Annotated in this window: 17 protein-coding genes; 13 read left to right on the top strand and 4 right to left on the bottom strand. The window is 68.5% G+C overall.

From position 1 onward, the window contains the following. Positions 1-19: 19 nt before the first annotated feature. Complete coding sequence (locus tag A9X04_RS04085) at positions 20-2,221, top strand: acyl-CoA dehydrogenase (protein WP_067917997.1); 2,202 nt, start codon at positions 20-22, stop codon at positions 2,219-2,221. A 957-nt stretch (positions 2,222-3,178) separates the two neighbouring features. Further along, complete coding sequence (locus tag A9X04_RS04080) at positions 3,179-3,544, top strand: ATPase (protein WP_067917995.1); 366 nt, start codon at positions 3,179-3,181, stop codon at positions 3,542-3,544. Between the two features lie 10 nt (positions 3,545-3,554). On the opposite strand, the gene fadD2 is transcribed toward A9X04_RS04080, so the two are convergent. Continuing rightward, a complete protein-coding gene (fadD2, locus tag A9X04_RS04075; RefSeq protein WP_067917992.1) occupies positions 3,555-5,234 on the bottom strand; it encodes a long-chain-fatty-acid--CoA ligase FadD2 in 1,680 nt (559 codons plus the stop codon). Between the two features lie 58 nt (positions 5,235-5,292). Here fadD2 and A9X04_RS04070 point away from each other — a divergent pair, with 58 nt between their 5' ends. After that, positions 5,293-6,543, top strand: a complete 1,251-nt coding sequence (locus tag A9X04_RS04070) for a DNA polymerase domain-containing protein (RefSeq protein WP_067917990.1) — start codon at positions 5,293-5,295, stop codon at positions 6,541-6,543. A gap of 7 nt (positions 6,544-6,550) precedes the next feature. Here A9X04_RS04070 and A9X04_RS04065 read toward each other — a convergent pair whose 3' ends face one another. Continuing rightward, a complete protein-coding gene (locus A9X04_RS04065) occupies positions 6,551-7,960 on the bottom strand; it encodes an MFS transporter (protein WP_067917986.1) in 1,410 nt (469 codons plus the stop codon). A gap of 129 nt (positions 7,961-8,089) precedes the next feature. Between A9X04_RS04065 and A9X04_RS04060 the strand changes: the two genes are divergently transcribed. The 8 genes from A9X04_RS04060 (at position 8,090) to A9X04_RS04025 (ending at position 15,719) form a co-directional block, all read left to right on the top strand. Next, positions 8,090-8,674: a TetR family transcriptional regulator gene (locus tag A9X04_RS04060; protein ID WP_067917984.1), complete on the top strand. Its 585-nt coding sequence runs from the start codon at positions 8,090-8,092 to the stop codon at positions 8,672-8,674. 57 nt (positions 8,675-8,731) lie between these two features. Continuing rightward, positions 8,732-9,730: an ABC transporter substrate-binding protein gene (locus A9X04_RS04055; protein WP_067917982.1), complete on the top strand. Its 999-nt coding sequence runs from the start codon at positions 8,732-8,734 to the stop codon at positions 9,728-9,730. A 112-nt stretch (positions 9,731-9,842) separates the two neighbouring features. Then, entirely contained in the window at positions 9,843-10,517 is a 675-nt protein-coding gene (locus A9X04_RS04050; protein ID WP_067917980.1) for an allophanate hydrolase subunit 1, read from the top strand. Positions 10,518-10,532: 15 nt separating this feature from the next. Then, a complete protein-coding gene (locus A9X04_RS04045) occupies positions 10,533-11,444 on the top strand; it encodes a 5-oxoprolinase/urea amidolyase family protein (protein ID WP_067917978.1) in 912 nt (303 codons plus the stop codon). A gap of 352 nt (positions 11,445-11,796) precedes the next feature. After that, positions 11,797-13,194, top strand: coding sequence for an MFS transporter (locus A9X04_RS04040; protein WP_067917976.1), 1,398 nt, complete (start codon positions 11,797-11,799; stop codon positions 13,192-13,194). 77 nt (positions 13,195-13,271) lie between these two features. Beyond that, on the top strand, positions 13,272-14,423 hold the full coding sequence (locus tag A9X04_RS04035) for a uroporphyrinogen-III synthase (protein WP_067917974.1): 1,152 nt from the start codon (positions 13,272-13,274) through the stop codon (positions 14,421-14,423). Further along, the gene (locus tag A9X04_RS04030; protein ID WP_067917972.1) at positions 14,414-15,193 is read left to right on the top strand and encodes a sirohydrochlorin chelatase; all 780 of its coding nucleotides are present in this window, start codon (positions 14,414-14,416) and stop codon (positions 15,191-15,193) included. Before A9X04_RS04035 ends, A9X04_RS04030 begins: the two co-directional genes overlap by 10 nt. Before the next feature lie 73 nt (positions 15,194-15,266). Next, positions 15,267-15,719: a hypothetical protein gene (locus A9X04_RS04025; protein ID WP_067917970.1), complete on the top strand. Its 453-nt coding sequence runs from the start codon at positions 15,267-15,269 to the stop codon at positions 15,717-15,719. On the opposite strand, the gene nirD is transcribed toward A9X04_RS04025, so the two are convergent. Together nirD and nirB are read right to left on the bottom strand one after the other, a co-directional pair. After that, positions 15,716-16,072, bottom strand: coding sequence for a nitrite reductase small subunit NirD (gene nirD, locus A9X04_RS04020; RefSeq protein WP_067917968.1), 357 nt, complete (start codon positions 16,070-16,072; stop codon positions 15,716-15,718). The genes A9X04_RS04025 and nirD overlap by 4 nt on opposite strands. Continuing rightward, positions 16,069-18,648: a nitrite reductase large subunit NirB gene (gene nirB, locus A9X04_RS04015; RefSeq protein ID WP_082972891.1), complete on the bottom strand. Its 2,580-nt coding sequence runs from the start codon at positions 18,646-18,648 to the stop codon at positions 16,069-16,071. The genes nirD and nirB overlap by 4 nt, the downstream gene beginning before the upstream one ends. A 227-nt stretch (positions 18,649-18,875) precedes the next feature. Between nirB and A9X04_RS04010 the strand changes: the two genes are divergently transcribed. Together A9X04_RS04010 and A9X04_RS04005 are read left to right on the top strand one after the other, a co-directional pair. Further along, a complete protein-coding gene (locus tag A9X04_RS04010; RefSeq protein WP_067917964.1) occupies positions 18,876-19,325 on the top strand; it encodes an Hsp20/alpha crystallin family protein in 450 nt (149 codons plus the stop codon). A gap of 265 nt (positions 19,326-19,590) precedes the next feature. Beyond that, complete coding sequence (locus tag A9X04_RS04005; protein WP_067917962.1) at positions 19,591-19,896, top strand: hypothetical protein; 306 nt, start codon at positions 19,591-19,593, stop codon at positions 19,894-19,896. Positions 19,897-19,997 lie beyond the last annotated feature (101 nt).

The raw sequence follows: 19,997 nt of genomic DNA, 5'->3' as shown, positions 1-19,997 counted from the left end.
AGTCATGGGAAGGCGACCAATGCCGATCGCAATAACTCCTGAGCATCAAGACCTGGCCGACTCGGTGCGGTCCCTGGTGGCGCGCGTCGCGCCGTCCGAGGTGCTGCACCAGGCCATGGAGACACCGATCGAGAACCCCCCGCCGTACTGGCAGGCCGCGGCCGAACAGGGACTGCAGGGCCTGCATCTGGCCGAATCGGTCGGCGGACAGGGCTTCGGCATCCTCGAATTGGCCATCGTGCTGGCCGAGTTCGGCTACGGCGCGATGCCCGGCCCGTTCGTGCCGTCGGCCATCGCGAGCGCGCTGATCTCCGCGCACGACCCGCACGCGAAGGTCCTCTCCGAGCTGGCATCCGGCGCGGCGATCGGCGCCTACGCGCTGGATTGCTGCGCGCTGACGGCCACCCGTCAGGGTGACGCGCTGGTGATTCGCGGCGAGGTCCGCGCCGTCCCGGCCGCTGCGCAGGCGTCGCTGCTGGTGCTTCCGGTCGCGATCGACAGCGGCGAGGAATGGGTGGTGCTGCGGGCCGACCAGCTCGAGATCGTGCCGGTGAAAAGCCTTGACCCGCTGCGGCCCATCGCGCATGTGCGGGCCAACGCCGTCGAGGTCCGCGACGACGTCGTGCTGGGCAACCTGAGCATGGCGACCGCGCACGCGCTGATGACGACGCTGCTGTCGGCGGAGGCCATCGGCGTGGCGCGCTGGGCGACCGACACGGCGTCGCAGTACGCCAAGATCCGCGAGCAGTTCGGCAGGCCGATCGGCCAGTTCCAAGCCGTCAAGCACAGGTGCGCGGAGATGATCGCCGACACCGAGCGGGCCACCGCGGCGGTCTGGGACGCGGCCCGCGCGATCGACGAAGCACGCGAAAATGGTTGGGAGATAGCCGCTTCGCACGTCGAGTTCGCGGCCGCCGTGGCGGCGACGCTGGCGCCGGCGGCCGCCCAGCGCTGCGCGCAGGACTGCATCCAGGTGCACGGCGGGATCGGGTTCACGTGGGAGCACGACACGAACGTCTACTACCGCCGGGCGCTGATGCTGGCCGCCTCCTTCGGCCGCGGTTCGGAGTATCCGCAGAAGGTGGTGGACACCGCGACCACCACGGGAATGCGCGCGGTCGACATCGACCTGGACCCCGACACCGAGAAGCTGAGGAGCGAGATCCGGGCCGAGGTCGACGCGCTCAAGGCCATGGAGCGCGACACCCGCAAGGTCGCGATCGCCGAGGCCGGCTGGGTCCTGCCATACCTGCCCAAGCCATGGGGCCGGGCCGCGAGCCCGGTGGAGCAGATCATCATCGCCCAGGAGTTCAGTTCCGGGCGGGTCAAGCGCCCGCAGATGGGCATCGCGACCTGGATCATCCCGTCGATCGTCGCGTTCGGCACCGAGGAGCAGAAGCAGCGGTTCCTGCCGCCGACCTTCCGCGGCGAGATGATCTGGTGTCAGCTGTTCTCCGAGCCGGGCGCCGGATCGGACCTGGCCGGGCTGAGCACTAAGGCAACTCGGACGGACGGTGGCTGGCGGATCACCGGTCAGAAGATCTGGACCACCGCGGCGCAGCTCTCCCAGTGGGGCGCGCTGCTGGCGAGAACGGACCCGAGCGCCCCGAAACACAACGGCATCACCTACTTCCTGCTGGACATGCGCAGTGAAGGCGTCGAGGTGAAGCCGCTGCGCGAGCTCACCGGGAACGCGATGTTCAACACCGTCTACATCGACGACGTGTTCGTGCCCGACGAGTGCGTCCTCGGCGAGGTGAACCGTGGGTGGGAGGTCAGCCGTAACACCCTTACCGCGGAGCGGGTTTCGATCGGCAGCAGCGAGGCCAACTTCCTGGCGACTCTCGGTCAATTCGTCGAGTTCGTTCGCGACGGGCACCTCGACCCGGTCGCGCAACACCGGGCAGGTCAGTTGATCGCCGAGGGCCACGCCGCCAAGGTGCTGAACCTGCGTTCGACGCTGTTGACGCTGGCCGGCGGCGATGCCATGCCGTCCGCGGCCATCTCGAAGCTGCTCTCGATGCGCACCGGCCAGGGGTACGCCGAGTTCGCGGTGTCCTCGTTAGGCACCGAGGCCGCCATCGGCGACACGAACCAGCTGCCCGGCAAGTGGGGCGAGTACCTGCTGGCGAGCCGGGCCACGACGATCTACGGCGGCACCTCCGAGGTGCAGCTGAACATCATCGCCGAGCGGTTGCTCGGCCTTCCTCGCGATCCCTGACCGGCGGGCGATTCCGCCCCGGAAAAGGGCCATGCCGACCTGAGGGGTGGTCAGGCCGGCATGGTTCCCCCCCATCCCGTGGACCGGTCAGCCTAGGAGTGGATCGGCACGTCAAGGCTGGCCGGCTATCACGGGGAGGCTTGGTTCACCACCACCAGTTCCACCAGTGCCCGGGGGCCCAGAATCCGCGGTTCCCCCAACCCGGCCCACGGTGCCCCCCGTTCCATCCGTGGCCTCCGCCCCATCCGCCATGACCCCCTCCTGGACGGTCGGGAAGGATTCCGGGCCCACCGGGCGCGCCATGCGGACCGGTGGTGGTGAAGCTGTGGTCGGTTCCTGGTGCGGGGGCCGCCTGGGCAACGGCGCCGGCGCCGAACAGCAGCGCTCCCGCCATGGCCGAAGCGCCGGCCGCACTGGCGGCCGCGCGGCGGAGCGATTGTGCAGAGAGCGTCATCGCAGGAGCCCCTTCCAGGATCTGATACCGACAACAAAAACGTTAGCCAGGAGTTTCCCGGCAAACAACTAAGCTACACACGAATTGTCCTGTGAATTATGTAACAAGTCGATTGCCAGACTGCGCAAGGTCGGCATTTTGTCGGATTTAATGATTTCCATATCTCAGGAGAACATCGGATACTGATCTACGGAGTCCGGTCTTATCCCTGCTCAGATGACGTCTACTGAAATACTGTTCTCCGCAATTCCGCATCGGCGTATTGTCCTGCGTTATGCGGCGCGGAATTGCGCTCCATCTCTCCCGCGCCCGAAATCACCGCGACATACGCCGCGCCTGCCAGCTACCGTAAGACATTTGCTGCAGAAAGCGGCCGCCGACGGGGACGCGGCCGGTCGGCGGCCCGGTCGCGCGACTTACGCCGTGGACGGTGGAAGAATCAGTATCGACACATTCGAGCGCTGATTTACTGATCGGCCACTCATTCGGAGGGCACCGCCGCAGTGAACTTCAACCGCAGCCACATCGGACCCGGCGCCGCATCGTTCCGGGGTCCCGCGCCGTCGGGCGCCGCGGCGGGCGACGCCGCGCCGACCGAGCGCCTTACCGGGCTCGGGCAGCAGTCCCCCCAGCGGATGGTCAGCCCGCCGGCGCACAACCAGGCGGGACGGGTTCAGCGGACACGGCGCACCGTCGACCTGCCGGCGGCCACCCACCGCGCCCTCGACATCTGGCAGCGGGAGGCGGCCGACCGCCTGGGGGTCGCCCGGGTGACCGGACAAGAGGTGCTCACCGCGCTCATCGACCAGCTCCTGGTCGACCCCAAACTGGCGGCGCAGATCACCCGGGCCATCAAAGACCGGCGCTGACCCCGAAGGGCTAGTCGACCTCCATCTCGCGCAACTCGCGCTTGAGGATCTTGCCGGTCGGGTTGCGCGGCAGCTCCTCGAGGAAAACCACCTCACGCGGCACCTTGTAGCGCGCCAGGTGATCGCGGACGTAGTGCTTGATGGTGTCCTCGTCGACGTCCGAGCCGTCCTTCTTCACCACGAAGGCGCGCAGCCGGTGGCCCCATTCCTTGTCTTCCACGCCGATCGCGGTCGCCTCGACCACCTCCGGGTGCCCGCTGATCAGGTCCTCGACCTCGGCGGGAAAGACGTTCTCCCCGCCGGAGACGATCATCTCGTCGTCGCGGCCGCTGACGTAGAGCAGGCCGTGCTCGTCGAAATACCCGACATCGCCCGAGGACATCAGGCCGTCGATGATCTGCTTGTGGCCACCGCCGGTGTAGCCCTGGAACGGAAACGCGTTGCCGACGAAGATCCGGCCGACCTCGCCCTGCGGCTTCTCCTGGCCGTTGTCGTCGAGGATCTTGACCTTGACACCCTTGACCACCGGTCCGACGGTCGCCGCGTTGCGCTCCAGATCCTGTGGTCCGGCGATGGTGGCGAACGCGATCTCGGTCGAGCCGTACATGTTGTAGATGACCGGCCCCAGGTCCTTCAGCGCGCGGCTGGCGAGCTCCGCCCCCAGCTGCGACCCGGAGATGAACACGATCCGCAGGCTGGACAGGTCGGGCTTCTTCTCCATCTTCTCGATCGCGTCGAGGATCCGCGACAGCATCACCGGCACCACCACCATGGCGGTCACCTTGTACTTCTCGATGTCTTCGAGCACGTGCGGTGGCTTGAACTTGCGGCGCAGCACCAGGGTCGAGCCCAGGAACATCGCGATGGTGCCGTGCAGGTATCCCAGCGCGTGGAACATCGGGGCGGGCAACGAGGTGACCTCGTTGGCCTTGAACGGGACGTGCGAGAGGATGCCGCCGACCGGCGCCAGGGTCGGCGGGGTGCTGCGGTTCGCGCCCTTGGGGGTGCCGGTGGTGCCGCTGGTGAGGATGATGATCGACGCGTGCTTGGAGGCCTTGGGGGCGGGTTCCTTGCTGCTGCGCTCGATCAGGTCGGCCAGCGTCTCGTCGGTGCTGCCCGACGGCTCGTCCGCGTCGGGGTTGGTGCCCAGCGCGCGCAGCTTGCCCAGTTCCGGCTCGGCCTTGCTGACGGCCTTGGTGTACTCGTCGTCGTAGATGATCAGCTTGGCGCCCTCGCGCTCCGACACCTCCTTGATCTGCGGGCCGGAGAATTCGCTGTTGAGCAGGATGATGCGGGCGCCCACCCGGGCGGCGCCGTAGTTGGCGATCAGGAACCAGCGGGTGTTGCGCGCCAGGATCGCTACCCCGTCGCCGCCCTTGACCCCCATCTCGAGCAGGCCGTTCGCCACCGCGTGGGCGGCCTCGTCGAGCTCTTTGAAGCTGAACTCGCCCTCCTCGTCGATGCACGCGGCGCGGTCCGGGTGGCGCCGGGCGTTCAGGGAGGGCAGCATGCCGAACTCGCCCCACTTATAGATGTCGTTGGCCATCGCGGCGTAGTTCAGCGGTGGCTCCAGCCGGAAGGCGCCCGCTTCGAAGATCTTGCGCACATAGTGCAATTCGGCCGAGCCGCGTTCCAGGTATTGCTGAACCTTGGCAACCGCCTGCCCAGGCAGGCCAATCAGATTAGGCATGGATCCACCCTATGTGACGTCCGTCGCATCCCGAGGGGTAAGTACCCATCGACTTACGATGATGAACATGGGTCCGGTTTCGCTGGAGGTGGCCGGGCACGAGGTGACGATCACCCACCCGGACAAGGTGGTGTTCGACGCCCACGGCGACGCGGGACCGCACACCAAGCTCGACCTGGTCCGCTACTACCTGTCGGTGGCCGAGGGGGCCCTGCGCGGCGTGGCCGGCCGGCCGATGATCCTGAAGCGCTTCGTCAAGGGCATCTCTGAGGAGGCGGTCTTCCAGAAGCGGGCACCGAAGAACCGGCCCGACTGGGTGGACGTCGCCGAACTGCACTACGCGCGCGGTACCTCCGCCGCCGAAGCCGTCATTCACGATGCCGCCGGCCTGGCGTGGGCGGTCAACCTGGGCTGCGTCGACCTCAACCCGCACCCGGTGCTGGCCGACGACCTCGACCATCCCGACGAACTGCGGGTCGACCTGGATCCGATGCCCGGGGTCGACTGGCGGCGGATCGTCGACGTGGCGCTGGTCGCCCGCGAGGTGCTGGAGGACTACGGCCTGGTGGCCTGGCCGAAGACGTCGGGGTCGCGCGGCTTTCACATCTATGCCCGGATCGCCCCGCGCTGGGAATTCCGGCAGGTGCGCCTGGCCGCCCAGACCGTCGCCCGGGAGGTCGAGCGCCGAGCGCCCGGCGCCGCGACCAGCCGCTGGTGGAAGGAAGAACGCGAAGGGGTGTTCGTCGACTTCAACCAGAACGCCAAGGACCGCACGGTCGCGTCGGCGTATTCGGTGCGGGCGACGCCGGACGCCCGGGTGTCCACGCCGCTGCTCTGGGACGAGGTGACCGAACGTCTTCCCGACGAGTTCACCATCGACACGGTGCCCGCGCGGTTCGCCGCCATGGGCGACCCCTGGGCGGGGATGGACGACGCGGTCGGCGAGCTCGACCGGTTGCTGGTGCTGGCCGAGGAGATGGGCCCCCCGGAGCGGGCGCCGAAGGGATCCGGCACGGCCGACGGCCGGCGCCGGTCGGCGATGCCGCTCATCGAGATCGCCCGCACCAAGACCAAGGACGAGGCGCTGGCCGCGCTGGATACCTGGCGCGACCGCCACCCGGACGCGTCTCGCCTGCTGCAGCCGGCCGACGTGCTGGTCGACGGGATGCGCGGGCCGAGTTCGATCTGGTACCGGATCCGGATCAACCTGCGGCATGTGCCGGTCGATCAGCGACCGCCGCAGGAGGAGCTGATCGCCGACTACAGCCCCTGGGACGGATACGGCGGCAGGCAGCAGCCGTCGCGCTGAAATCCGGCTACACCCCGACCCCAGCTCGCGTCTGGTAAGCGTTGCCCTTGCGCAGGTAGCAGTACCAGGTGACCACCAGCAGGGCCAGGAAGAAGCCCACGTAGAACCGCAGCGCGGGTTCGATGCTGCCGAAGTGCGACCTCGACCAGGCGTATGCCAGCGGCACGACGAATCCGCCGAAGGCGCCGATCGACGAGATCACGCCCAGCGCGCCCGCGGCCTGGCGCCGCATGTGCGCCATGGTGTCGGGGTCGCCCCCGGCGAGTTGCCCCTTGATCACGAAGATCCTCGAGATCATCCGGTAGGTCGAGCCGTTGCCGATGCCCGTCGCGACGAACAGGAACATGAAGCTGGCGAAGAACAGCGGCAGGTTTTTGGCGTTCACCGACCACAGCGCCGCCGCGGCGCCGGCGGCGAGCATGACGAAGCTGACGGCGGTGATCCGGGCGCCGCCGATGCGGTCGGCCAGCTTGCCGCCCAGGGGCCGAATCACCGAGCCGATCGCTGCCCCGAGGAATGCCCAGGTCAACGCGATGTCGCCGCGGCCGAACACCGTTTTGAGCAGGGTCGGGAAGGCCGCCGAGTAGCCGATGAACGAGCCGAACGTGCCGATGTAGAGCAGCGACATCACCCACGTGTCGGGATGCCGCAGCGACTGCCACACCGGCTTCACGTCCGCCTTCGCCTCGGACAGGTTGTTCATGAACAGGAACGCGCACACCGCGGCCACCACCGCCAGCGGGATGTAGAAGAGGCCGGCGCGCGACAGCGCCACCCCGCCACCGGCCACGACGATGGGCGGGATGATCTTCTGCACGACCGCCACGCCGATGTTGCCGCCGGCCGCGTTGAGGCCGAGCGCCCAGCCCTTGTCCTTCTCCGGGTAGAAGAACGAGATGTTGGCCATCGATGAGGCGAAGTTGCCGCCACCGAAGCCGGCGGTGGCGGCGATCAACACCAGCACCGCGAACGACAGGCCCGGATGGCTGACCGCCCAGGCCAGCAGCACGCACGGAATGAGCAGCAGCGCCGCCGAGATGGTCGTCCAGTTGCGGCCGCCGAAGAGCGGCACCGCGAAGGTGTAGGGCAGGCGCAGGAAGGCGCCGACGCCGCTGGGCACGGCGACCAGGCAGAGCGCCTGGCTCGCGGTCAGCGCCCAGCCGGAGGCGGACGGATGCCCGTGGGCACCGGCGGTCATCTGGACCACCACGATGCTCCACAACATCCACACGCTGAAGCCGACGTGCTCGGCGAAGATGGAGAAGATCAGGTTGCGCCGGGCGATCGGCTTGCCGGTCGCCTCCCAGAACGCGGGGTCTTCGGGCCGCCAGTCATCGATCCAGTGCCCGCCTCGATGGCGCGGGTGCGCGGGGGCGAGGACCGGAGCGGTCGACTCGGGCGTGGTCGTCGTAGTCACGCCCCGACGTTAGGAAGGGACTGTTACCGGGCCGCGTGGACGCAGTTACGTCGGCGATACGTGGATCTCGCAACGGCCGTTCCCCGCTTGTCAGAACTTTTTGCCCGCCCAGTGCGGGAGAATTGCCGCATGCAGGCGACCGATCGGCCCCTGGGGCTGCGCGAACGCAAGAAGATCAAGACCCGTCATGCCCTGCGCCGTGAGGCGTTCCGCCTGTTCGACGCGAACGGCTACGCCGCCACCACCATCGAACAGATCGCCGACGCCGCCGAGGTGTCCCCCAGCACGTTCTTCCGGTACTTCGGATCCAAGGAGTCGCTGCTGCTGGCCGACGACCTCGATCCGCTGATACTGGCGGCGTTCGACGCCCAGCCACCGGAGTTGTCACCCAGCCAGGCCATCCGCCGCGCGTACGCCAGCACGATGGCCGGCCTGTCGCCCGAGCAGCTGGAGTTCGAGAACACCCGACAGCGCCTGATCTTCTCGATACCCGAGCTCAAGGCCGCCCTCTACGACGAGTACTACCGCACCGTGAACGTCATGGCGGAGGCGATCGGTCGCCGGATCGGCCGTCCGGCAACGGATTTCGAGGTCCGGGTATTCGTCGGCGCGATGGTCGGCGCCATGATGGCCGCCTATGACAGCGCGCCGAAGACCTCCGACACCATCTATCGGGCGCTGGACTTCCTGGACGCCGGCATGCCGCTGGGCTGAGCGGCGCAACCGCGCGGCGACGGGCGTTGCGAGCGGGGAACGCGATAATCTCACGCGATGCGACAGGGTTGGAATCGACGGGGATTCTTGCAGCTCGCAGGGGCTGCAGCCGTCGCCGCGGTCGCCGGCGCCCCTGCGGGGTGCTCGTCAGGCAAACCGTCCTCGAATACCGGCGGCGGCAAATCGGTGACGATCGACCACCTCTTCGGTCAGACCGTGATCAAGGAGCCCCCCAAGCGCGTGGTCAGTGCCGGGTACACCGAGCAAGACGACCTACTCGCGGTCGGTGTCGTACCGATCGCGGTGACCAACTGGTTCGGCGATCAGCCGTTTGCGGTGTGGCCGTGGGCGCAACCCAAGCTCGGCGGGGCTCAGCCGGTGGTGCTCAACCTCGACAACGGGATCCCGGTGGACCAGATCGCGGGCCTCAAACCGGATCTCATCGTGGCCACCAACGCCGGGGTGGACGCCGACACCTATCAGAAACTCTCCGCGATCGCCCCGACCGTGCCGCAGTCGGACGGTGACGCGTTCTTCGAGCCGTGGAAGGAGCAGGCCGCCGTCATCGGCCGGGCGGTGTTCCAGGCCGACCAGATGAAGTCGCTGATCGACGGGGTCGACCAGAGGTTCACCGCCGTCGGCAAGGAATACCCGACCTGGACGGGCAAGAAGGCCTTGCTGATGGAGGGCGCCCTCTGGCAAGGGACCGTCGTCGCGGCCATGGCGGGCTGGCGCACGGACTTCCTCAATCAGATGGGCCTGGTGATCGCCGACAGCATCAAGCCGTTCGGCACCGGCCACCGCGCCGTCATCCCGCGCGACCGCGTCAAGGCGGTGCTCGACTCTGCCGACGTGCTCATCTGGACAACCGAGAGCCCCGACGACCAGAAGGCGTTGCTCGCCGACCCCGACGTGGCGGGGTCACAGGCCACCGCGCAGAACCGGCACGTCTTCACCACCAAGGAGCAGGCCGGCGCGATCGCGTTCTCCTCGCCGCTGAGCTACCCGTTGGTCGCCGACCAGCTGCCCCCGCAGCTGGCCAAAATCCTTGGTTAGATCCCCGCCGCGCCGGCGGCGTTTGAGTGTTTGCTAAGGCAGCTCTGGCAGTGTTCGAAAATCCGTCGCCCGCCCCTCGCCCGGCCGGCGATCGGGCGGTTACCGTCGAGTAATGAGCGTGACGGACCTTACCGACAACGTGCCCAGGGACCTGCCCACGGACCTGGTCGGCAACACGGTTCTGGACTTCGGCGACAGCGCGCTGATGCTGCAATGCGGCAGCACCGCCGAGGTGCTGGCGTGGGCGGCGCAGTTGCGGGTCGCGGCGTTGCCCGGCGTGGTCGACATCGTCCCGGCCGCGCGCACGGTGCTGGTGAAGCTCGACGGCCCGCGCCGCCAAGGCGTGATCCGTCAGCGGCTGCGCAAGATGCGGGTCACCGCCGAGGAGGTCCCCGCGTCCGATCGCCGCGCCGACGTGGTCATCGACGTCGTCTACGACGGCCCGGACCTCGCCGAGGTGGCCGACCACACCGGGCTGACCATCCCGCAGGTGATCGACGCCCACACCGGTTCGCTCTGGCGGGTCGGATTCAGCGGGTTCGCCCCGGGATTCGCGTACCTGGTCGACGGGGATCCCCGGCTGCGGGTGCCGCGCCACCCGGAGCCACGCACCTCGGTGCCCGCCGGCTCGGTCGGCCTGGCCGGCGAATTCAGCGCGATATACCCGCGCCAGTCGCCGGGCGGTTGGCAACTGATCGGCCGCACCGACGCGGTCATGTGGGACCTCGAACGGCCCCGACCGGCGCTGCTGACGCAGGGCACCTGGGTTCAGTTCCGGGCCGTCTGAGGTAAGGAGACCACCGTGGCAACCCTGGAGATCCTTCGCACCGGCCCGCTCGCCGTCGTCCAGGACCTGGGCCGGCCGGGGCTGGCCCACCTCGGCGTGAGCCGGTCCGGGGCGGCCGACCGTCGCGCCCACCAGCTGGCCAACCGGCTGGTCGCCAACCCCGTTGACCGCGCCACCGTCGAGGTCACGTTAGGCGGATTCGCGGCCCGTGTCCGGGGCGGCGACGTCGACATCGCGGTCACGGGCGCCGACACCGACCCGACCGTCAACGGAAAAAAGTTCGGCACCAACAGCATTCAACATGTCCGCGACGGCCAGGTAATCGCCTTGGGCACGCCTCGCGCCGGGCTGCGGACATATCTCGCGGTGCGCGGCGGCATCGGGGTGGAGCCGGTACTGGGCTCGCGCAGCTACGACGTGATGTCGGCCATCGGCCCGGGACCGCTGCGGGTGGGAGACGAGCTCCCGGTCGGGGAGCACACCCCCGACTATCCCGAGCTGGATCAGGCCCCGGTGGCGGCGATCACCGGCAGCGCCGTCGAGCTGGCCGTGGTGCCCGGGCCGCGCGACGACTGGTTCGTCGATCCCGACGTCCTGGTGCACAACGACTGGGTGGCCTCCGACCGCAGCGACCGCGTGGGGATGCGCCTGACCGGCCGCCCGCTGCAGTACCGCTACCCGGACCGCCAGCTGCCCAGCGAGGGCACCACCCGGGGGGCGATTCAGGTGCCGCCCAACGGGTTACCGGTGATCCTGGGGCCCGATCACCCGGTCACCGGCGGTTACCCGGTGGTGGGCGTGGTGGTCGACGGGGACATCGACAAGATCGCCCAGGTGCGCCCCGGCCAGTCGGTGCGCCTGCACTGGTCTCGCCCCAGGGTCCTGGTCGGCGCCCAGCCGCGTGCCGGCGCCTGGCCGTTCCCGTAGTCGTTCCAGGCTCACTCGGGCCCGTTGTCCGCCGAAATGTATTCCAGCTCACACCAAGCCGCGCGACGGCTTCGAATCACCTGATTTGGTTGGCCATTTCACCGTCGGGTGCCGCCTACAGCGACTTACCAGATAACTGGTAATCAACTAACAGCCGATTCGGGCCCGATTGAGTTGACCCATTCCCGCCCCGAATGTGAGCATCGAAACACGCGGCGGGGCATGCCTCTTCATTCGGGGCGCCCGGATTTTCTCCCGGCGCGGGCCCCAGCCGAATTCGCCCGCGGGGCAACGGAAACGAGCACTGCGGCGTGCCCTTCCCGCATGGCAGTCGACGAAAGGTGACGTTCGGATGGCCCGCAATCACCGCATCGCGGACTGGAATCCAGAAGACCCGGCGGCCTGGGAGGCGGGCAACAGGAAGATCGCCCGCCGCAACCTGTTGTGCACCATCGCCGGCGACCACGTCGCCTTCTCGGTCTGGACGCTCTGGCCGGTCATGGCGCTGTTCATGCCGGAGCACGTCTACGGCTTCTCCGCCGGCGACAAGCTGCTGCTGGGCGCCGTCGCCACGCTGGTCGGTGGCCTGGCCCGGATCCCCTACACCCTGGGCATCGCCACCTTCGGCGGCCGTAACTGGACCGCGTTTTCGGCGTTCGTGCTGCTGATCCCGACCGTCGGCACGATCGTGTTGCTCGCCAACCCCGGCCTTCCGCTGTGGCCCTTCGTGGTGTGCGCGGCCCTGACCGGGCTGGGCGGCGGCAACTATGCGGCTTCGCTCGCCAACGTCAACGCCTTCTATCCCCAGCGGCTCAAGGGCTCGGCACTTGCCGTCAACGCCGGTGTCGGCAACCTCGGGGTGGCGGTGATCCAGCTGGTCGCACTCCTGGTGCTGGCCACGGCCGGACACGAGGCGCCGTATTGGGTGTGCGCGGTGTACCTGGTCGCGCTGGTGGTCGTCGGGCTCGCGGCCGCGCTGTTCATGGACAACGTGAGCCACGGCACCGAGCTGAACACGATGCGCTCGATCCTGTTCGAGCGTGACACCTATGTGATCTCGCTGCTCTACATCTGCACCTTCGGCTCCTGGATCGGCTTTTCCTTCGCCTTCGGCCAGGTGATGCAGGTGAACTTCCTCGCCAACGGGGAAGGCGCCAAGCACGCGGCGCTGCACGCCGCGCAGGTGGCCTTCATCGGCCCCCTGCTGGGCTCGCTGGCCCGCATCTACGGCGGCCGGCTGGCCGACCGCAAGGGCGGCAGCCGGGTCACGCTCGGCGTGTTGGCCGGCATGACGCTGGGGGCCGGGGTGCTGGTCATCATCAGCACCATCGACGATCACAACGCCGGGGACCGCTCGACCAGCATGATCGGTTACGTCATCGGCTTCATGGTGCTGTTCGTCCTGTCCGGGATGGGCAACGGTTCGGTGTTCAAATTGATCCCCTCGGTGTACGACGCGCGCAGCCGCGCCCTGCAGATGGGCGAGGACGAGCGCCGCCACTGGGCGCGCGCCAAGGCGGGAGCGTTGATCGGCATCTGCTCCGCGGTGGGTGCGCTGGGCGGGGTGGGCATCAACCTCGCGCTGCGCCAGTCCTACCTGGCCACCGGGGAGGAGACGTCGGCGTACTGGGCGTTCCTTGCTTCCTACGTCGTGGCCGCGATCGTCACGTGGTCGGTCTACGTGCGCCGACCGGCACCGCCCACCGAGGCGGTGGACGGTGAGACGGCAGGCGCCCTGGCACGCGTGTGAGCGCGCCCTCATGGTGGGCAATGCGCAAGCAATTGCCAGGTAACGCAACCGAAATCTGACAGGCATACACAGGTGATATGGGCCAGCCGGACTCCCCGCCGCTGACGGGTTACCGCATCGCGGTAACGTCCGCCCGGCGCTCCGAGGAGCTGTGTGCGCTGCTCAGCCGCCACGGCGCCGAGGTGTGCAGCGCGCCGGCGATCAACATGATCGCGCTGCCCGACGACGACGAATTGCACCGTAACACCGAGGCATTGATCGCCGAGCCACCCGACGTCCTCGTCGCGCACACCGGCATCGGCTTCCGCGGGTGGCTCGCCGCGGCCGAGGGGTGGGGGCTGGTCAACCCACTCCTCACCGCGCTGTCAAAGGCCCGCATCGTCTCGCGCGGGCCGAAGGCGACCGGCGCACTGCGCGCCGCCGGCCTGCACGAGGAGTGGTCCCCGGACTCCGAGTCATCGCAGGAAGTCCTGGAATACCTGCTCCACTCGGGAGTGGCCGGGCTGCGGGTGGCGGTCCAGTTGCACGGCGCCGCCGACGCGTGGGATCCCTTCCCGGAGTTCCTCGGCGGGTTGCGCCTGGCGGGCGCCCAGGTGGTGCCCGTCCGGGTATACCGCTGGAAGCCAACGCCATTGGGCGGCACGTTCGATCAGCTCGTGACAGGTATCGCGGCGCGGCAGTTCGACGCGGTCACCTTCACGTCGGCGCCCGCGGCGGCGGCGGTGCTCGAGCGCAGCCGCGAGCTCGACGTCGAGGACCAACTGCTGGGCGCCCTGCGCAGCGACGTGCACGCGATGTGCGTCGGCCCGGTGACGTCCAAGCCGTTGATCCGCAAAGGCGTGCCCACGTCGTCGCCGGAACGAATGCGGTTGGGCGCCTTGGCCCGTCACGTCGCCGAAGAGCTGCCGCTGCTGGGTTCGTGCACCGTGCGGGCCGCCGGCCACACGGTCGACATCCGCGGCACCTGCGTGCTGGTGGACGGCTCGATCAAGGTGCTGTCGCCCTCGGGCATGGGAATCCTGCGTGCGCTGGCGAAACGCCCCGGCGACGTCGTCCCCCGCGGTGACCTGTTGCGCGCGCTGCCCGGCAACAGCAACGACCCGCACGCCGTCGACACGGCGGTGCTGCGGCTGCGGACGGCCTTGGGCGACAAGAACATCATCGCGACGGTGGTCAAGCGTGGCTACCGGCTCGCGACCGAGCAACGGGCGGACGCCTCATGGCGCTGATCCTGGTCGCGCACGGGACCCGCCGGCCGGAGGGTGTGGCGATGGTCGAACAGCTTGCCACGCAGGCAAGCTCGTTGATCGCACGCCCGGTGGAGGTCGCGTTCGTCGACGTGTTGGGGCCCACCCCCAGCGAGGTGCTGTCGCGGGCGAAGGCCACCGGCCGGCCCGCCATCGTGCTGCCCGCGTTCTTGTCGCGCGGCTACCACGTCCGCGCGGACCTGCCGGCCCACGTCGGGCAGAGCGGGCACCCCAACGTCATCGTCACCCCCGCCCTGGGCCCCAGTGGCCAGATCGCCCGGATCGTCGGCGACCAATTGCTCAAATGCGGTTGGCGCCCGGGTGATTCGGTGATCCTGGCCGCGGCGGGAACATCGGATGTCAAAGCGCGCGCCGACCTGCACACCACCGCGACGCTGGTGTCGGCGCTCACCGGGTCGCGAGTGGGTCTGGCCTTCGCGGCCACCGGGGACCCGCAGCTGCCCGAAGCGGTGGACGAGGCGAGACGCCAGGCCCGCCGCACCAACGCGCGCGTCGTGGTCGCCTCCTACCTGCTGGCCGACGGCCTGTTCCAGGAGAGGCTGCGCGCCTGCGGCGCCGACCTGGTCAGCCAACCGCTGAGCACCCATCCGGGCCTGACACGCCTGATCGCCAACCGATTCCGCCGGGCCATGCCGCCGGTGCTGGCCCCCACCGCCCGGCACGCTTCGCGCCGCTCGAGCGCCCAGCGGTGGGTGCACGACCGCATCGTGCGGCCGAATCCGGCGGCCTGAAGGCGCCGATCGTCGAGGCGCGCCGACGCCCGCGACGCTTGATCTTTGGCCTGATTCCGGCGATCCTGGCACCATGCCCCGTCGCGAAGAGCCGTCGCGTGGGCTCCTCGACCCGGTCGCCAAGATGCTGCGGTTGCCGTTCGGCACACCGGAATTCATCGACCGCATCGTCACCGGCGGGGCCAATCAGGTGGGCCGTCAAACGCTGCGCATGCTGATCACCACCTGGGACGCCGCCGGCGGCGGCCCCTTCGCCGCGAGCGCGATCGCCTCCACCGGGATGGCCAAGACCGCCGAAACCGTGCAGAGCATGTTCGTCGGGCCGGTATTCGGCCCGCTGCTCAAGCTGCTGGGGGCGGACAAGGCCGCCACGCGGGCTTCGCTGTGCGCCTCGCAGCTGGTGGGTCTGGGCATCATGCGCTACGGCATCCGCTCGGAGCCACTGCATTCGATGTCGGTCGACGCGCTCGTCGACGCGATCGGCCCGACGATGCAGCGCTACCTCGTCGGCGACATCACCCGCTAGGCGGCGAGCCGGCCGACCTGGACGAAGCCGTCGTCGGTGACACGCGCGGGGTACACCGGCACCGAGAAGTTCGGATCGTCCAGGCATTCACCGTCTTCCAGTGAGAAGGCCTGCTTGAGGATCGGCGATTGGACCGTCACCCGGCCCCCGCGGTCCCCCACGATCCCGCGGGAGAGCACGGCCGCGCCGGAGAACGGGTCGACGTTGCCCACCGCGTGCACCGAGCCGTCGTCGAGCCGGAACAACGCCGCCTGGGACCCGTCGTCGAGCAACACGCCGACGCCCCGGCCCGGGATGAGGCGGTCGTACTCGCAGGCAGTCGTCCACACCGCAATGTCGTTGAGAAGTGTCATGATTCCTCTCCAGCTCCCGTACGGATCTTCGGCATCCCAATGGAAACGGGGATTTTGCGCCCGGCGTGCTCGGTGAATTCCACCGTCGAGTCGACCTCGTCCGGGGCGTTGACGAACGAGACGAACCGCGACAGCTTGTCGGGGTCGTCGAGCACGCCCTTCCATTCACACTTGTAGTTCTGCACGTGCCGCTCCATTGCGGCCTCGAATTCCTCGGCCAGGCCCAGCGAGTCCTCGCACACGACCTCGCGCACGTGGTCGAGGCCGCCCTCGAGCGAATCGACCCAGGGCGCCGTGCGCTGCAGCCGGTCGGCCGTCCGGATGTAGTACATGATGAACCGGTCGACGTAGCGGACCAGCGTCTCGGTGTCCAGGTCGCTGGCCAACAGCTGGGCGTGCTTGGGCGTCATGCCGCCGTTCCCGCCGACGTAGAGGTTCCAGCCCTTCTCGGTGGCGATGACGCCGACGTCCTTGGAACGCGCTTCGGCGCACTCGCGCGCACAACCGGAGACGCCCATCTTGATCTTGTGCGGCGCCCGCAGACCCCGGTACCGCAACTCCAGATCGATGGCCAGCTGCACCGAATCCTGCTGCCCGTAGCGGCACCAGTCGGTGCCGACACAGCTCTTCACGGTGCGCAGCGCCTTGCCGTAGGCGTGGCCCGACTCCATGCCGCCCTCGACCAGCCGGCGCCAGATCTCCGGCAGCTGGTCCACCCGCGCGCCGAACATGTCGATGCGCTGTCCGCCGGTGATCTTGGTGTAGAGCCCGAAGTCCTGCGCGATCTGGCCGATCAGGATCAGGTGCTCGGGTTTGATGTCACCGCCGGGCACCCGCGGCACCACCGAGTAGCTGCCGTTCTTCTGGATGTTGGCCAGGAAGTGGTCGTTGGAATCCTGCAGCGAGGCCTGCTCGCCTTCCAGGATGTGCTCCGAGCCGGTGGAGGCCAGGATGGAGGCGACCACGGGTTTGCAGATGTCGCAACCCTTTCCGCGGCCGAAGCGCTCCAGGAGGCCGGAGAACGTCCGGATCTCGGTGGCCGAGATGATTTCGAAAAGCTCGGCCCGCGACTGGCTGAAGTGCTCGCACAGCGCCTTGGACTGTTCCACGCCCTCGGCTTCCAGCAGCTGCTTGAGCAGGGGCACGCACGAGCCGCACGACGTGCCGGCCGCGGTGCACGACTTGAGCGAGGGCACGTCGGCGCAGCCGTCGGCGATCGCGCACTTGAGATCGCCCTTGGTGACGTTGTTGCACGAGCAGATCTGGGCGGAATCCGGCAGCGCGCCGATCCCGAGCGCCGGAGCGTCGCCGGAGACCGGTGCGATCAGCGCGAGCGGATCCCCGGGCAGCTCGCTGCCGACCATGGGCCGCAGCACCCCGTAGGCCGAGGCGTCGCCCACCAGGACGCCGCCGAGCAGGGTCTTCGCGTCGTCGGACAGCACCAGCTTGGCGTAGGTCTTCTTGACCGCGTCGTTGATGGCGACCTCGAGGCAGTTCTCGGTCACCCCCATCGCATCGCCGAAGCTGGCGACGTCGACACCGAGCAGCTTGAGCTTGGTGGAAAGGTCCGCTTCGCCGAACTCCGCGGCGCCGTCCAGCAGGCGGTCGGCCACCACTTCGGCGGAGGTGTAGCCGGGTCCCACCAAGCCGTAGCACCGGCCCTGGATCGCGGCGACCTCACCGACCGCGTAGATGTCCGGATCGCTTGTGCGGCAGGCCAAGTCGGTGAGCACGCCGCCGCGCTCGGCAAGCTCCAGCCCTGCGGCCCTGGCCAGCTCGTCGCGCGGCCGGATGCCGGCCGCGAAAATGACCAGCCCCGCGTCGATGACCTCACCGTCGGTCAGGCGCACCCGCACCGATGACACCCCATCGGGATGGTCGATCGCTTCGATCGACTCCGTGCCCGTGCCCACGTGCACCGCGATGCCCAGGTCGCCGACCATCTTGGCCAGCAATGCGCCGCCGCCCTCATCGATCTGCTGGGCCATCAAGCGTGGCATCATCTCGACGACGTGTGTTTGTAAGCCGAACTGGCGCAGCGCATTAGCGGCTTCCAGGCCCAGCAGGCCACCGCCGATGACCACGCCCGCCGGGGAGCGACCGGCTTCCGCCGTGCGCTGCGCGTCGGCGCGGATGGCGTCGAGATCGTCGAGCGTGCGGTAGACGTGACACGCCGCCAGGTCATGGCCCGGCACCGGGGGGACGAAGGCGTAGGACCCGGTGGCCAACACCAACGTGTCGTAGCCGCACCGCTGCCCGTCCGCAGTCACCACGGACTTCGCTTCCCGGTCGATCTCGGTCACCCGAGCGTTCAAGACCAACCGAACCCGGTCGTCACCCGCGTAGTCGTTGCCCGGCAGTGCCAGCAGCTTGCGGTCCCAGCTTTCGGTGTACGAGGTAAGCCCGACGCGGTCGTAAGCCGCGTCCGCCTCCTCGGCGAAAACCGTGATGCGCCAGAGGCCCTCGGTGTCGCGCGCCCGGAGCGCCTCGACCAGCCGGTGCCCCACCATGCCGTGCCCGACTACGACGATGTGACCGCCCGCACAGTGCGCACGCGAAATCCCGTCTGCAGCCATGGCTTTGAGATTAGCGGCGAGAAATTACCGCGATTTCGCCCAATGTGACGGTCCTATGACGAGGATCTCACAACTCACAGGGAGCGTTGTGAATATTCGTTCGCCCGAGGCGAACGCCTAGGTGGAACTTTAGCGTGGTCGACTCATGTTTCTTCTTACAGCCGGCCGAAAGGGCGCCGGACACAGCAAATCCACAACAAAGCTCAAGGAAGTACAAGGAGATCCCGATGAGTAACCTCCCCTTGTGGTCGCGACCGGCCTGGGACACCGACCGGTGGTTGCGCGACTTCTTCGGACCCGCCGCCGCGACGGACTGGTACAAGCCCGCCACCAGCGGATTTAATCCGGCGTGCGAGATCGTCAAGGACGGCGACGACGCGATCGTACGTGTCGAGCTCCCCGGCGTTGACGTCGAGAAGGATGTCAACGTCGAGGTCGACCGTGGCCGGCTCGTGATCCACGGCGAACGCCGCGACGAGCACGCCAAGGACGAAGGGGAGAAAGACGGGCGCACCCTGCGCGAGGTCCGCTACGGGTCGTTCCGCCGGTCGTTCCAGCTGCCGGCCCACATCACCGGCGACGCCGTCACGGCCTCGTACGACGCCGGGGTGCTGACGGTGCGGGTCGCCGGCGTGTACGCCGGAAGCCAGGCGCAGCGGATCGCGATCAGCAAGTAACAGGTGGACAACGGTTCCGGCAGGGCATGCGCCCCGCCGGAACCGCTTGCCGCCCAGCGCTTTTCTCCAGCGGCGCGGCAACGGGCGGGCGAAGCCGCCATTGTCGACCGCGACCCGCGGCTGCGCGGCGGCGGCCTCCCCCACCAGCGCGGGCTGCGGAGACATAAGAAAGTAAGGAAGCGAGTCGGCTGACGCCGGGCTGTGCCGTGGATAGGATCGGAAGCGTACTGTGATCCGCAACACCGCCCGCCCTAGGAGATATCCGGTGACACTTCCTACCGGCACTACTGAACTCGCCGAACTTCACGATCTGATCGGCGGCCTGCGGCGGTGCGTCGGCTCCCTGAGGAATCGCTACGGCGACAACCCGGCGATGCGGCGCATCGTCATCGACGCGAACCGCATCCTGTCCGACGTCGAATTGCTCGACACCGACGTATCCGAGCTGGACCTGACGCGGGCCACCGTGCAGCATTCCGGCGAGAAAATCGTCATCCCCGACACCCAGTACGACAGCGAATTCTGGCGCGACGTCGACGACGAGGGTGTCGGGGGTCACAGCAGGTACTGACAACCCAAGCCCCCCGAAAAATGAGGGGGTGCTCTCTGTGTACCCTTCGACCAACAGCCCGTTCGAAGAGGAACACTAGATGAGCGCACCCACGGCGAACC

This window comes from Mycobacterium sp. E3247 (assembly GCF_001667785.1).
Lineage (GTDB): Bacteria > Actinomycetota > Actinomycetes > Mycobacteriales > Mycobacteriaceae > Mycobacterium.
This window is presented reverse-complemented; position numbering and strand designations above follow the sequence as displayed.